Consider the following 13,897-nt stretch of genomic DNA (forward strand, 5'->3'; position numbering starts at 1 on the left):
GCATCGAACAACGCCCGCTCCAGCCCGCCATCAAGATACCGCTTGCCGATCTGCCATACCGCCTTGGCGGAAAGCCCCAGGTTGGCTCCCACCGCAGGCGTGGACTGTCCCTGATCCAATTGACGCAAGGCCAAGGCGCGCAATGTCGTGCGTACCGACTGCAACCCGCCTCCTAACAACTGATCGATCTGCTGTCGATCTCGCTGCTTGAGTTCAATCTGAAGTCGTATGCCTCTGCTCACTCCCCAGATCTACAGCCAGCACCAGAACCCAACAAGCGCCTACATTGGTTACCTATACATGCGGCCACAGTACTAGCCAACCTTCCGCTTTCGATCGGAGAATCTTTCCGATTTTCATTTGGGAGCCTGAGCAAGGCCCAGTGTTCTACGGATTTCCGCGAACCAGGGAAGCTGGTGATCCAAAAGTAGGCATTCATTCTGGGGGTGAGGAATGCACTCCATCCACAATCGACAGAGTCATCAATGCGCGTGATGAGATGGCAATTAGGTCCGCGATCAGGTCTAGAATTCCTGCGCTGAATGGAGAGGTTTCTCACGCCGCCACGTGCATGTACACGATGACGCCTGACGGGCACTTCATCATCGATGCCCATCCAGAGTATCCGCAGGTCAGCCTAGCTCCGGGATTCTCTGGTCATGGGTTCAAATTCTCCTCTGTAGTAGGAGAAATTCTCTCTGACCTCGCAATGACACGAGAAACTTCAAGTGATATCGCCCTCTTCTCTGGATCCCGCTTTCGTCTGCAGTGAACGTCCTGTAAAGTTGCCACCACATTCGGTTCGAGCAGCCGGAATCGAGATCGGTACTGTGAATCGGCCAGTGTTTACAAATGAGTCTGGGTAACGTTGTCGGGTTCGTCACACGACTCTTGTCAGAAGTGTGCCAGAATGCGACAAGCAACATTGTTGACCCCTTTCAAAGTCCCAGGTTGTCGTTTACCGCAATTGCTATTTCCTGCTCCGAACCAAGATATCGTTCCGTCGTCTGAATCGAGGTCGCAGCGCACATCCGACCAGGAGCGGCCAAAATGCAGTAATCGCGCTTGCCTTTGATGGTTACCCAATTCCGCGCGGGTAAATAGGTCAAGCATTTTCGTCTCGGAGGGCGGTTGCAGGACGTTATTGGCAGCAAAGTCCTGGGCTTGTGGATAGTCCGTGTCTCGAATTTGCTCGGCAGCCTTCGCGAGATCGTAGGGAGTTTGGCGAAGTTGAACGTTCGGCCCGAGTAAGAGCCAATCAGCGCCCGGTTCTCCAAACGGCATTCCCACACTGCCGGCGTTCACAACTCGAACCGTTCCAACCATTCGGTCAAATTGCATGTGGGTATGACCGCAGACCACCACAGATACATTGAGTGCTGCAAAGACCGGTAAGAGGCGTTCCTCAGGCGTCAGGCGCGTGAAAATCTCGTTTTCGTTTTGCGGCGTCGCGTGGCAAAACAGCACCTCACCTAACCAGGGAATCCCGAGGGTGAGTGTTTTAGGCCAGCCAGCAATAACCCCTCGTATTCAGGACAAAGCTGTTGCGCCGTCCAGCGAATAACGGGGTGATACTGCTCGGGCACGACCGCTGGATCCTTCCCTGCCATCTGTTCAAGCACAGCGATCTCGCCGTTGCCATAGATGAACTGCACGGGGATACGAGGTCGAGCAAATATGTGAGCGTTTCACGCGGCATCGGACCCGGAAACACATCGACCCCCACCACCACGTGGTCTGCTCCTACCTGACGAATCTCTTCGAGCACAGCCTCCAGAGCTGGGAGGCTTGCATGGATATCGTAGATGGCTGCGACCAGCATGAAGAACCTCTTCTAAGTCTCTCTGGTTTTCGTCCCACATGCACATATGGCTGCCGTTGGGGCAGTATGCATAGCTGCCATGCTGCACCATGCTGGCCATCTTCTTGATGGCTTCCGGGTTCATCTCGTCATGACGCGCACCGATGGTGAGGGTTTTGACGCGGATTTCGTGCAGACGGTTCCAGCGCTCCCAGTTCTTCAGGTTGCCGGTGATCGAGAATTCGCTATTGCCCTGCATCTCCACATAAACGTCTTCGTTGAGGTGCTGGAACGCACGGTCGAGGGCGTTTGGCCAGGGCTTTGTACGGCAGATTACCTGCGGATAGAGCTTGTCCATCATCAGCGAGGTGTACTCGGGCGAGTCGAACTTTTGGCTGGAGTCGAGTTGCTCAAGGCGCGCGAGATCAGACGGAGAAAGCAACTGCTGTTTGAGTATGCCCGCGTATTTCAGATAGGCAGTGACGCCGGCGGTCATGTTGGAAAGGACGACGCCGCGCAGGTGCTGCTGGTATTTGAGCGCGTACTCGATGGCAAGAACCACGCCCCAGGAATGTCCGTACAGGACGAAGTTATCGAGGCCGAGCCCGCGACTCACTTCCTCGACTTGCTCACAGTAGCGGCGCAATGCGGGTAGAGAACTTCCATCGCGGCTCCTTCCTATGCGGCCAGCGTGGAACCCCGTGAAAGGAAATCTGACAATCGTGCTCCGGGGCAGCGATACCGTCGGTGGCACAAGCGGGGGTGCTCAAGAGTTCCGGGTCCGACTAAAGAACGGGCTTCATAGCACCAAGGGGAAGAATCGACCTCTGTGCTTGCCGCATAGCAACACTGTAGTCGCGCTGAAACCGCGTTTCATCCGCGGAGGGTCGGAAACACCGATGGCGGACTAAAGAGAAAAGTAGGGCGTTTGCAAAGCGAGAGAGGATCTCGGTGCGAACGCAAACAAGACATCCTATAGTGGTGCAGTACTTCGATGAGTAGCCCCAAAAAGAATCTCAAGAACCTTGCTGGGAGCCTTCCAGAGCCATCATTGTTTTGATAAGAATTTGTTCAGGAGATAATTGGCAACGCGAGAGCATCTCGACTGCAAGCGTGACAGTTGTCCTCTGCTCTCCGGAAAGCGCTCGCCACATGTATTCCTGATTTGTTTGAAGTTCCTGGCGTGTCATGAATGTGCCCTCCTGCTGGTGTGAATCAAACTCAATCTGGCGGCGACGATTGGCGCGAAGATACTTTCATCGGTCATGTGCGAGAAGCCGTGGGCCATCTTTCAGCCTTCGTTTTCTCCGGGCGTTGGAGCGTACCGTCAGCTGTTTCTTACCCCACCCGCTGTATGTGATTCAGCCATACAGCGGGTCGCCGTTGAGATGCGGAAGATCTTACTCATCAAGTTCCGGGTTTAGCCTCGGGTGAAGAATGGTGAACACCACCGATTCTGCTACCTGCCGACCTAAACGCTTGCCGGCGAGGTGGTCGAAGCGGAAATGCTGCCCAGCGTAAATTCGACTCAATCCTGCCTCGTCCGCCGCTTCTGAGAAGCTGGTAAAGTGGCGCGTGACGCCCGCAAGTGACTCGGAAGTGACATCAAAGGTCATGCGATCACCGAGGTATAACCGCAATACCTCAGCCCCGGCAGCGCTGATGGCGCTGTGTGCACCCGGGTAGGAGGGGTCGGGAGCCGTCTTCGTAGAGAGTGGAAGCCAGCCCGGATCTGGCTCGGTCTCGGGATTGTCGTCGATAGCTGCCATTTGAATGGCAGTGACCGGACGCCAGAGATTGTAAGTGTACTTTGCATCGAAAAAGGCGATTACTGTATCCGCGAGGCTAATGTTCAACAAGGCAAACAGATGGGCACTTTGCGCCAGATCAAGGTGATGTTCCAATGCTGCGGTCTGTGCAATCTCATTCCAGAAGTCCTGAATGTTGCCGTTCCAGAATTGTCCAATCTGGGTTTGATCCGGTGTACGAGTTGAACTGTTGATGAAGCCGAGAGTTTTGACTTCGACAAAAGATCGAGTGTACCCTTCGCTCTCCAACCCAGGGGGTGGACCGGGACGAAATTCGTTAGCACGTGCGAGGGCAAAGGGAGTGACCTTGGGCCATTGAATGAAATCCGCAGGCGCGAAGTTGGGAGGAGTCAGTTGGTAACTTCCAGGCTGGTTCGTCGGCACGAAGGGAGGAAGAATCACCGCTGATCCATCGCCACTTCGCAACGCCAGAATCGCCGTCGCAACGGCTTCACCAACCTCAATGCCATCGACCTTATTCTGCCCGTACGGAATTTGCTCCAGGTCCTGCTGAATCTCAGAGTCGAGCGTCGCAGCAAAAGCAGGATAGAGCGACACCAGGACATCATGGGCTGCCTGGTCTGCCGCAGCCTGGGTCGACGCTCTTCGCGAGACGTGGGGGAGATGAACCGCGTAAGGCTTGAAGGTTCTGTCAATGTTATTGATAGCGTCGAAGATGGCGGTGTGCAGTATGGCGAAGTTGCGAGTCGAGTGTATTGTGGGGGATTGGGCGCCAGGGGTTCGTACGATCGACAGAAGAGTCCTATTCCATTCGATGACCGGGTTGATCGGCTGTGTGGACGAGGCTGCCGGATGCCCGTCATCATTTGTTACGGTGGCGTTGGCGAAGGTGGTTACGGGATTCCAGAGACCGACACATAGAAGCACAAGCCTGAATAAACTTTTTGCCATTTGACTTACCTCGCTGTTTATGTTCGGTGAGAATGCCAGACCGCGGGCCGGGCTACCGATGCAGTGGCAGATCATTCCGACGCTATGAATAACTGCGGGAGGAGGGAATTATTCCGGCTGTGCAGGGAATTAATAACTTGTGGATCGGCGGAATGTTCCCGGTCAGATGGACCGGGCGGGTCGCGTCATCCGGAGAAGCTCAACCGATCCCGGGGCACGCAAAGTCGTCGAAGAGACGCACCGGCTCTTCCTTATCCGGAGATGAAAACTGGGATGTCGCGAATTTCATTCTCAATCAAGGGAATAAAGTGTTCGACCCATAGTTTGCATGGTTGGAGGACAGAGTCATGAAAGATGAGCAATAAGTGATCGAGAAGACGCCGATCCGACACCATGTTTCTGAGACAACGCAACTAACCCGGCAACAGGATAGCTGCGGTCAATCACTGAACATTCTCAGAATACTCGGAGCATATTTCGTAAATAGGCTTCACCGAATAAACTGCCTTGTGCAAAGTACTTAGCGTGAGGCCGTACCTCTAATCGGAGCGCAAATCATGAAAGAGAAGAGTCTCCCCTCGACGATAGCTGCCGAAAAAGTTACCTTCACAACCCCAGAGGAACTCAACGAAAAATTCAACCGCGTCATTCATCGCCGTTCCTTTCTTCAAGGCCTCGGCATAGCGACCGCCGGCAGCGCCCTGTCCCGGCCGCAGGCTTGCTCACGGCAAAACAGGCGCAGGCCGCGGAGCAAGAACACCACGGCTCGCTTTCGCGAGGCGACGCCGCCATCCTCCGCTTCCTCGCCGCAGCAGAACTGATCGAAAGCGATCTCTGGACCCAGTACAACGAACTCGGCGACGCTAATGGCGGCAATCCCGCGTACATCGCCGCTCTCGAAAATCTCGATGGCGACATGCCCCAATACATCAGCGACAACACCGACGATGAGCTAAGCCATGCCGCCTTCCTCAACGCTTACCTGAAGTCGAAAGGCGCGGAGCAGGTCAATCTCGACGCATTCCGAACCCTACCCAGCAGCCAGGCGACCGAAGCGAAACAAACCGGTCGCCTCACCAACCTCCTCAATCTCGACGTCGATCTCAGCTGGTACACTCGCTACCGCAGCGAAGCGAATCCCGACTTCGGCGCGAAGTTCAAAGGCCCCTTCACGATCTCCAACCAACCCGCGATTCCCCTGAACGACACCGATACTCCGCCTAACACGTCGCAACCCGCGCCTCCAACTACACCGCAGTCCCGGCGCATGCAGGCCATCGCCAACACTGCGGGCTTCCACTTCGCTTACATCGAGCAGGGGGGAGCTAGCCTATACACCAACATGGCTCTCAAAACCAGCGATCTTGAGGTTCTGCGTATCGTGATCAGCATCGGCGGGGTAGAGGTGGACCACTTCGGCCTCTGGCACGACAAAGCAGGCAACGCCGTCGCCGACCCTCTCGCTGGTCTCGTCGATCCCGTGACTGGACTTACCTTCCCCGACCTCAACGCGCCTCCAAACGAACTCACCCAGACCAACCTCATCCTGCCCGAACCCTGCGACTTCCTCAAGGGAGAAAAGCTACCTCCGTGCTCAGTCATCCGGCCCTCCCTTACTCAAAATGCAGGCGCGGTTGCGACGATCAAGTCGTTTACACAGGATCTGCTCTTCGCCGGCCAATCCACTGCAGTCTTTGACTTCATTATGGAGCTGGCGGTCGAAGCCGACGCAGCCCGCCGCGATCTATAACCCCGGTCGCTCCTGTTGCGTTTGTCAGATCAGCCTCGGTCTTCCCGCATCTATACGGCCCTCGCTAGCCAGGGGCCTCCTTTTTGGAGGAGGCCGTGGAAATCTCACTTCGGCTTTGTCTCGTGCAGTAAAGGCGGGCACCCCCTTCGCTAGTGTCTCTCCAAGAAAGTTGCCGGTGCTTGTGGCCAAAGAGAAACGAGAGGCGCGAGGATGGGCGATGACGCGACCAAGGGTCAGGATCAGCTCTGATACGTCACTTGGAAAATAAAGCTGTGGGGGCGCGGCGTTTCCTGGAGGTTAACACTCGGACCACAACGTCGGCGTCATCGTTCAGTCTTACCAGCAGAGGCGTGTTGCTGTTTTGGGCAACTCGTATGCGGACAAAGACGATTGGATCTTCGGCGAGCTTTCCGAGGACCGGTTTAGGCGTCATGGGATTACACGCCACCCACATGCGGACATCGAATCAGGATCCTGTGACTGCTTGCGCAGCAAATTCTGGTCATCGGTGTTGGCAGCCATCCACCGCAACCAATCGATCTCTTCCGCCCGCAACTCGCCAAAGGTGGCTTCTCGCGGAGCCACATGACAGCGTCCTCTGTGAAATAGAGGCCCTCGTAGACCACTATCAAATCGTTGCCAATCACAGCGCTCAGCCAATCCGAGATCCGATCTCCTTGCACTTCTTCAGTCAACCCTTTGCTGTTGCTTCAGGAAGGCGATCAAATCCAGCCGCTCCTCCGCCTTTGGAACACTAAAGCTCATGTTGTTATCCTTCACCACCATATCCGGATCGCTCAGCCACCTCTCCAGCGTCGCATCCGTCCAGGTCAGCCCCAGGTTTTTCAATCCTGTTGAATACGTAAACCCCGGTACGCTTCCTGCCTTCCTGCCAAACACTCCGGCCAGCTTCGGTCCCTCCCGTCCCGCGTTCGTCTCCATCGCATGGCAGCCTCCGCAGCGCTTCTCAAATGCCGCCTTACCTCGCACAGCATTGCCCGCACCTGCCAACGTCGCCTCGCTTTCACCCGCAGTCTTGCCCAGCATCGATAGTGTTTGTACGTCGGCCTTGGATAGCTTTGCCCCCCAGTGCAGCGCCAGATACTGCAGCGGAGGCATATCCCCACTCTTTGCCTCCTGGATAATCTTCGCCGTCAACACCTCCTGCTTCTCCGCCGGCATCTCTTCCCATCGCGACAGGTCCATCTTCTTGCGCGCCTCGACAATGTCACGTTCAATCAGCCATGACCCCGGAGCGACCCGCGCATACACCGGCCAGCGGGTCTCGCTTGAGTGGCAGTCCGCGCACTTCGTTACAAGCACAGCCTTCGCATCCGCAGGCATGTTGGCGCCGTGCAGCAGTGTGCCAAGCCCTTTGGGGGGCTCGACACGCGGATTTCCAAAGGGATGGACGTATCCCAGCGCTGCCACAGCGCCGACGGTCAGCACGGCCGCGACCCACGTCCGATTCATACACTTTCCGCCAGCGGTGAATCGACTATAGCCAGATGATTATGCCCGCGAACGACCTTTACCTTCGTTACTCCAAGCACGCTTTCCAGTTTGCCTGCCGGCACCATCATTGGCCCGGGATTCGGAGCAGATCCTGGTACGGGCTGCGGAAACGCGGTAGACGTCGCGGTGTGGAAGGCCACATTGCCTTCGACCTTCTGGACGATCTGGTGAATGTGGCCATTCAGCACCGTGACCGAGCCAAAGGGCTTCAGCATAGCAAGTGCCTGCTCGCCATCCTTTGTGCCCCATCCCCACTTTTCGTAGACCATCCACAGTGGAATATGCGCAAAGACGACGATAGGTGTCGAGTGGCTTTGGCCAGCAAGGTCAGACTTCAGCCACGCCAGTTGATCATTACCGATGTTGCCCATTGCATCCACCTGGACGCAATTGTTCAGGCCTACGAAGTGAACTCCCTTGTGGTTGTAGCTGTACCAACCATTGCCCAGGGTTCCCTTGCCGAAGCGCTGTTTGTACTGGACCCCGTCATCTATAAAATCGTGCTCACCAGGAACGTAGAACACCTCGCTCTTGAAGCCTTTGATTATCTGCGAGGCCGTATCGAACTCTGATGCCTTCGAGTTCTGGGTGATGTCGCCGGTGTGAAGCATGAAGTCTGGAGCCTTGATGCGTGCGGCCGCAATATTGGCCCTGTCGATCGCCTTCTTCAGCGTCCCGGTTACATCGGGGTTCGCTCCTTTGTTGAATCCGATGTGGCAGTCGCTGATCTGCACGAAGGAAAAGTCCTCTACCTTCCCAACTCCGGCAGCACCTCCACCCTTCATGGTCTGAGCCAGCAGCTTCGACGTCGGCACGCCGCCAACCATCGACCAAAGCAGCCCTGTCCCGGCCCACGCCATGCAGCCCAGAAAATTCCGCCGGTCGATTCCATCGCCTACAGGCTGCGCAGCGACTTGGTTCTCCTGCACTACTTCGTCTTCCTTAAATCGATTCATATTAAGCTAAGCTCCGTTTGGTTCTAATTGCCTACACCGTTCAAAACTGGCGCCGCGTCCCTTTATTCCCCACACCCCCGCCGGTAATTCATGGAATAATCTGTGTGCGATTTGGTTAACGGTAGTGTGTTTAACAGCCAACACCTGCCGGTCTACGTCGTGCCGCGCAGTTCCGCAACCTCAGACAAACCGAGGCACTCCGCATCATGCCTTCCACCGTCACCCGCAGCGCAACCTTTGAAGAACTCGCGCTCCCGCTCTTCGCCTCGCTCTACAACCACGCTCACTGGCTCACCCGCAATCAAGCCGAGGCCGAAGACCTTGTGCAGGAGACCTTCTTCAAGGCCCTGCGCGCCTTCGACTCCTTTGAACCCGACACCAACTTCAAGGCGTGGATCTTCCGCATCCTTCGCTACACGTTCCTGACCACGCGCACTGGTATTGCCGCGTCCCGCACTGTGTTCCTCGAAGACCATCCCGAGACACTCGATACCGTCGCGGGTCCGACTCCGGAACACACCCTCATTCGCCTCGACAACCAGGCCGCTCTCCACGCAGCCATCGAACAACTTCACCCCCCATTCCGCGAAGTTCTCCTTCTCTGCGACGTAGAGGAGATCAAATACAAAGACATCGCCGTCATCCTTGATGTGCCCATCGGCACCGTGATGTCGCGCATATCTCGCGCCCGCCGCACGCTTCGCCAACTCCTGCAGCAGCAGTTCGGGGAATCCCTATGACTCAGACGCCTCAAACCAATCAGTCCGCCGAACACCTCAACCCGGACAGGATCAATGGCTTTATCGACGACGAACTCCCACTCGCTGAGCGGCAGGAGATCGAACAGCATCTCGCCGGCTGCCATGTCTGCACCATGCGCGTCCTCTCTGCTACGCAGCTCAAAGCCGCCACCGCTCGGGCCGGCCATCGCTTCGCACCGCCGCCCGAAGCCCTCGCCCGCCTCACCGCCAAGCTTCATTCGCAGCCGCGGACGGAGACGGGGACAAAGAAGACAGCGCGCATCTACTCAATGACATCTCTCCGCCCTGTAGCCTGGGCGGCCCTCGCGGCTGCCATCCTGCTGACCGTCTCACTCTTAGGCTGGCGCCAGTTCCGTCAAAGCAACACGCTCGCGGCGGAGCTTCTCGACCAGCATCTCGCTACTCTCTCCAGTGGAGCGACTCCTCAGGTGATCTCGACCGACCGCCACACAGTCAAGCCCTGGTTCCAGGGCCGTCTGCCCTTCAGCTTCAACCTTCCCGACGCCGCCGCTCTGCCTCCCGACGCGACTCTCAAAGGCGCAGACCTCACCTACCTCAACAACCAGCCCGCGGCTCTACTGCTCTTTACCATCCACAAGCACGAGGTCTCCGTCTTCCTTACGCAACGAGCCAACAGTCCCATCCTCACCACGCTACCCCGTAGCCGCGCGGGCTTCACTCTGCAGACTGCCACTACACCAGACCTCCGCATCATCGCGGTCAGCGACGTCAATCCAGCCGACCTCTACAAGCTCGTGGCCGCTTTGGTCCGGGCCCAAAAATCCGTATAGGCAAAACAGAATCCAGCATTCAAGTGCGTAGACAAAGGCATCTCGCAAAGATTGTTTCCGGATAGACCGTCATTCATGCACGACGAGCGTATCCGGTTTTGGACCGGGGCTCTCGGTCACGAGCGATAGCGACTGACTCAACCGCTGTTTCACGTCAGTCCGGTCTGTCTTCAAGATCGAATAGGGCGCTAATTCTTAGACAGTATTCATGCGGATTTTTAATACGCAAACTAGATCGTTTCATGGCATCCTTCTCAGTTGGTGCCCATCACTTAATTCCACCGCATTCTACTTTTCGAAGACTTTCATCATGAGAGGAAACGCGGACGATGGCGTCGGAAAGGAAGCCAGTCTTCCTGTGCTAATGCAGTATTGTGTGTAGTCCTCGGAAGCATCCGCATAACTGGACAGAGACACTAAAGGTTTGACTATGCGACAAACCCTCTACAGCACCTTTATCATTTGCGACGAATCGGATTCGTGGTCATGCGAGACAGAGAGGACAGCTTTCAGCCGTTGCTATAGGCCTCATCCGAAGCAGTGGGCTAGATTCCTAATGCTCAAGGCGCAACGGTCATAACGTATTCAAGAAGGTAATTAGCGCCTCTCTCTCCTCAGGACTCAACTCTTTAAAACGTCTAGCGGGCTCGTGGGCTTCGCCCTCGTGACGCGAAATGGCATTTTCAAGAGATAACGACCTCAAGTCATGCATGAAGCGGGGCTTTGTGCGCAAGCCCCAAAGGGGCGCAGTTCGTAACTTGTTGGCCGTGTCTTGCGGACCCACCTGGACGATCCCATCTCCGGTTCCGATGTCATGCAGCAAAAAGTCGCCGAAAGGATGGATCACTTTATTTCCCAGGGCCTCTAGAACAGTAAACATGCCGCCGTCGATAACAGTCCCAGCAGGAGCCGTGGTAATGGATTCCACATGGCAAACACTACAACCGACGCGCCTGAAAAGTTCTCCGCCTCTTATGGCTGCGGGGGTCGCGGCAAGCGCTGTGTCTCGAGGTGGAACCATCGTGCCACGTATGAACTGAGCAAAGTGGTCGATGTCTGCCAGTCCAAGGTCATCTGGCTGATCTTCCGGGTCGTTCGTGGTCTTGAGAACTGTAGTAACGTCCGTGGGGCGCAGCCGGTTCGTGATTCCCATCTCGTTGAGATAGGCATCTCCAATAAAGGAGAGCAAGCTGCTGTGCTGGTCCTTCCAGCCGAAGCGTCCGACGCGGGTCTGTCCAGGTGCCTCGAAGATCGGAGCCTGTACAACTTCCCCGTGAATTCTACCTTCGCTCAACTCCGGTTGTTCTTCGGCGATTGCGATCAGAGTTCTGTCGTCAATGGCTTCTACAAATCCATCCCCAGGGTGTTGAGGGCGGCGCGCAATGCGCGGATGTTTTCTGTCGCAGGTAGGTGCTCCTGGGCCTCCGGACCGATAGCGCGATCGTTGACAATGGACCTGCCAGTAATCGTGTCCTTCCCGTCATTGATGAAGATTGTCGGGTTTACAAAATTGCCATTTTCATCCTTGTGCCCAACCCGGAGTTCTGTGAATTGGCTGGCTCCTCCACTGTTCGGGTTTTCGTGGCAACTGACGCAAGCGGTTGCGTTGTACACAGGGCCAAGTCCGGTTTGCACGGAATGGTTCTCCTCATAGACCTCCTGATCCCTGGCAAAGGTGTCTCCCGGTGGCTCGATGATTCCGTTGCTGACGCTTTGCGCGCCGTTGAAGCTGGGAGTGTTGAAGCCGGCCGGCGCTTCCGTTGCTGACTTCGCTGTGACTCTGGCGAGTCCCGTGCCCAACACGGTCAATGCCGCGAAAAGGCAAGAACAGAGAAGAACCTTCCTCCAGTGGGGCGTGAGCATGAGCGTTCCTCCAAAAGACACCAGTCGCCTGCGCGCGTGCGGGACGCAAGCTGGCTGATCCGTTGACCTCAAATCCTCAAAGCCGTGGCGGAACGACTCGAAAACTACGGTCTGAAGCCAGAAGTCCTGTACCTAACCAAACTGGGTTGTGCAGAGATTATTCCCACCGCGGCGCGATTTATCGCCGCAATGCTCATTATCGCCGTAATGCTCACGTTCCTCGAATCGGCGTACCAGCTGCGATACATATATAGATATAGCCTTTGTTCCCGCATTGTTCCCACAAAGTTTGAGGTACACGAGTGGGAGATCATGCAGAATTTCTCACGCTCGGTGGAGTCCGACAGTATTCGCGAAGATCTTCTGAACGCCATCCATGGCCCCGGGGCATTCCGGAATTTCAAAGACACACGCTTCGGCGGTACGGGATCGAATCCTCCTGGTTTGCATTCCGCACGGAGGCCCTGAAGCAGATCGCGCTCGGCTGGTGTGAAGAAAATCAAATTGTTTGTGAGTAGGTGAGTTTCCATCACGCCGTAATCGCAGCGGCCAACGGCTCCGCATCGCCTAACGGGGCATCATCCGCTAAAACACGTTAATCGAAGTTGTCGGGTCGGAGGAGGCGCGCTTACGCGCTAGCCTCCGTCCGCCGCCCAAACTGCACGTGCAGATTTCCCGCATGCAGCTTTCACGAAGACTCAGCGACGCCTAGACGCAAGAGAAGGAATTAGATCGATCAATCGAACAAGCTTGTACTCGCCGTAAAGCGTGGTCACAGGCAGCCATTTCCAGCCCGCATTGCGCCAGCGCCGGTACCGATGCGACCAGATGCGTCGCCGGATCCAACCGTCGAGACGTTGAAAGAGCTTGCGGACTTGGGCGCGTTTGTAATACTCGCCCCAGCCGCGCAGAAGAGGATTAAGTTCCGCGATCAGCTCCGTGGTGTTCAGAGGCAACATCCGCGTGGTTCGCTGCCGGACCTGATCCATGAAACGACGGATCGACTTCTCCTTGGGATACGCATAAAGCGCACCCTGTCGGGCCTGACTACGGATCTTGCTCTCGGGCAGATGAAGCTTCCTCCACCCAGACTTGATTTTGTAGCCAAGGAATTCGAAGCCGTACCGGACATGAACGATCCGCGTCTTCTGCGGATGTAGCTCCACACCCAGTTGTTTCAGGATTCGGCGGGCCGCATCCATTGGGTGTAGCGAGCCAGATAGTGCATGCTCGGGTCCGCCGAAGGGCGGCTTGGCATAGACGACCCAGTCCTGCTGGAAGAGGGTACGCAGAAAAGCAGTGAAGTTCCTCTCGTTGCCGAACGGCAGACGCTGGCCGTAAAACACAAGTTGGTGGTTGCGAAAAGCGCGTCGCAGTCCGGCCACGAACTTGCCGCGGAAGACGCGGCTGAGCACCTTGACGGGTAGAAAGAAGTGAGCGCGCGTATCGCGACGGGGGTGGAGGTGCGCTGATCCACAAGGCTCGTGGTCGCACATCGAACAACCACCTTATCCCTGGGATTCGCGAGTATGTGCTCGAACTGGTACGGTCGCGCTATGCCGACTTTGGCCCCACCCTGGCGACAGAGGTTCTGCTCGAGAAGGATGGCGTCAAGGTCTCGCGTGAGACGCTACGCAAGTGGATGGTTGAGGACGGGCTATGGCTGTCGCGCAAGCAACGCAGGAGCTTCCATCAGCCACGTCTGCGACGTGAGAGCTACGGCGAGTTGATCCAGATCGA

General features: G+C 56.3%; 14 protein-coding genes and 2 pseudogenes. 5 read left to right on the forward strand and 11 right to left on the reverse strand.

Translation table 11 applies throughout. From position 1 onward, the window contains the following. A partial coding sequence (locus tag Q363_RS46830; RefSeq protein ID WP_425387783.1) for a helix-turn-helix domain-containing protein occupies positions 1 to 242 on the reverse strand: 242 nt, incomplete at its 3' end. 44 nt (positions 243 to 286) lie between these two features. Here Q363_RS46830 and Q363_RS36825 point away from each other — a divergent pair. Beyond that, a complete protein-coding gene (locus Q363_RS36825) occupies positions 287 to 772 on the forward strand; it encodes an FAD-dependent oxidoreductase (protein ID WP_281176079.1) in 486 nt (161 codons plus the stop codon). A gap of 122 nt (positions 773 to 894) precedes the next feature. Here the strand turns inward: Q363_RS36825 and Q363_RS39120 are convergent, their stop codons facing one another. The 4 genes from Q363_RS39120 to Q363_RS25865 all read right to left on the reverse strand — a co-directional run bounded on the left by Q363_RS39120 (position 895) and on the right by Q363_RS25865 (position 4,521). After that, complete coding sequence (locus Q363_RS39120) at positions 895 to 1,467, reverse strand: metallophosphoesterase family protein (protein ID WP_157467556.1); 573 nt, start codon at positions 1,465 to 1,467, stop codon at positions 895 to 897. Positions 1,468 to 1,688: 221 nt separating this feature from the next. Further along, positions 1,689 to 2,555, reverse strand: coding sequence for a proline iminopeptidase-family hydrolase (locus Q363_RS25860; RefSeq protein WP_084080766.1), 867 nt, complete (start codon positions 2,553 to 2,555; stop codon positions 1,689 to 1,691). A gap of 262 nt (positions 2,556 to 2,817) precedes the next feature. Further along, on the reverse strand, positions 2,818 to 2,991 hold the full coding sequence (locus Q363_RS42290) for a hypothetical protein (protein ID WP_169747132.1): 174 nt from the start codon (positions 2,989 to 2,991) through the stop codon (positions 2,818 to 2,820). 210 nt (positions 2,992 to 3,201) lie between these two features. Further along, complete coding sequence (locus Q363_RS25865; RefSeq protein ID WP_035356578.1) at positions 3,202 to 4,521, reverse strand: vanadium-dependent haloperoxidase; 1,320 nt, start codon at positions 4,519 to 4,521, stop codon at positions 3,202 to 3,204. Between the two features lie 718 nt (positions 4,522 to 5,239). On the opposite strand from Q363_RS25865, the gene Q363_RS25870 reads away from it, so the two are divergent. Continuing rightward, positions 5,240 to 6,271, forward strand: a complete 1,032-nt coding sequence (locus Q363_RS25870) for a ferritin-like domain-containing protein (protein ID WP_051979333.1) — start codon at positions 5,240 to 5,242, stop codon at positions 6,269 to 6,271. A 687-nt stretch (positions 6,272 to 6,958) separates the two neighbouring features. On the opposite strand, the gene Q363_RS39125 is transcribed toward Q363_RS25870, so the two are convergent. Further along, positions 6,959 to 7,744, reverse strand: coding sequence for a heme-binding domain-containing protein (locus tag Q363_RS39125; protein ID WP_051979334.1), 786 nt, complete (start codon positions 7,742 to 7,744; stop codon positions 6,959 to 6,961). Further along, positions 7,741 to 8,742 (reverse strand): metallophosphoesterase family protein, encoded by a 1,002-nt coding sequence (locus Q363_RS25880; RefSeq protein ID WP_051979335.1) that lies wholly within the window; start codon positions 8,740 to 8,742, stop codon positions 7,741 to 7,743. Before Q363_RS25880 ends, Q363_RS39125 begins: the two co-directional genes overlap by 4 nt. A gap of 206 nt (positions 8,743 to 8,948) precedes the next feature. On the opposite strand from Q363_RS25880, the gene Q363_RS25885 reads away from it, so the two are divergent. Both Q363_RS25885 and Q363_RS25890 read left to right on the forward strand, forming a co-directional pair. Next, on the forward strand, positions 8,949 to 9,482 hold the full coding sequence (locus Q363_RS25885) for an RNA polymerase sigma factor (RefSeq protein ID WP_035356579.1): 534 nt from the start codon (positions 8,949 to 8,951) through the stop codon (positions 9,480 to 9,482). Further along, on the forward strand, positions 9,479 to 10,294 hold the full coding sequence (locus Q363_RS25890) for an anti-sigma factor family protein (RefSeq protein ID WP_035356581.1): 816 nt from the start codon (positions 9,479 to 9,481) through the stop codon (positions 10,292 to 10,294). The genes Q363_RS25885 and Q363_RS25890 overlap by 4 nt, the downstream gene beginning before the upstream one ends. 574 nt (positions 10,295 to 10,868) lie before the next feature. On the opposite strand, the gene Q363_RS25895 is transcribed toward Q363_RS25890, so the two are convergent. From Q363_RS25895 to Q363_RS46840, 4 genes and pseudogenes are all read right to left on the reverse strand, one after another. Next, a complete protein-coding gene (locus tag Q363_RS25895; RefSeq protein ID WP_084080767.1) occupies positions 10,869 to 11,678 on the reverse strand; it encodes a di-heme oxidoredictase family protein in 810 nt (269 codons plus the stop codon). Continuing rightward, a complete protein-coding gene (locus Q363_RS25900; RefSeq protein WP_035356584.1) occupies positions 11,639 to 12,157 on the reverse strand; it encodes a di-heme oxidoredictase family protein in 519 nt (172 codons plus the stop codon). The genes Q363_RS25895 and Q363_RS25900 overlap by 40 nt, the downstream gene beginning before the upstream one ends. Positions 12,158 to 12,855: 698 nt before the next feature. Continuing rightward, positions 12,856 to 13,359: a group II intron maturase-specific domain-containing protein gene (locus Q363_RS46835; RefSeq protein ID WP_035356595.1), complete on the reverse strand. Its 504-nt coding sequence runs from the start codon at positions 13,357 to 13,359 to the stop codon at positions 12,856 to 12,858. Positions 13,360 to 13,361: 2 nt separating this feature from the next. Further along, positions 13,362 to 13,602: pseudogene (locus Q363_RS46840) on the reverse strand (transposase); the annotation flags it as partial. Between Q363_RS46840 and Q363_RS25915 the strand changes: the two are divergent. Continuing rightward, positions 13,578 to 13,897: pseudogene (locus tag Q363_RS25915) on the forward strand (ISNCY family transposase); the annotation flags it as partial. The pseudogenes Q363_RS46840 and Q363_RS25915 sit on opposite strands and share 25 nt — an antisense overlap.

Source organism: Edaphobacter aggregans DSM 19364 (genome assembly GCF_000745965.1).
Classification (GTDB): domain Bacteria; phylum Acidobacteriota; class Terriglobia; order Terriglobales; family Acidobacteriaceae; genus Edaphobacter; species Edaphobacter aggregans.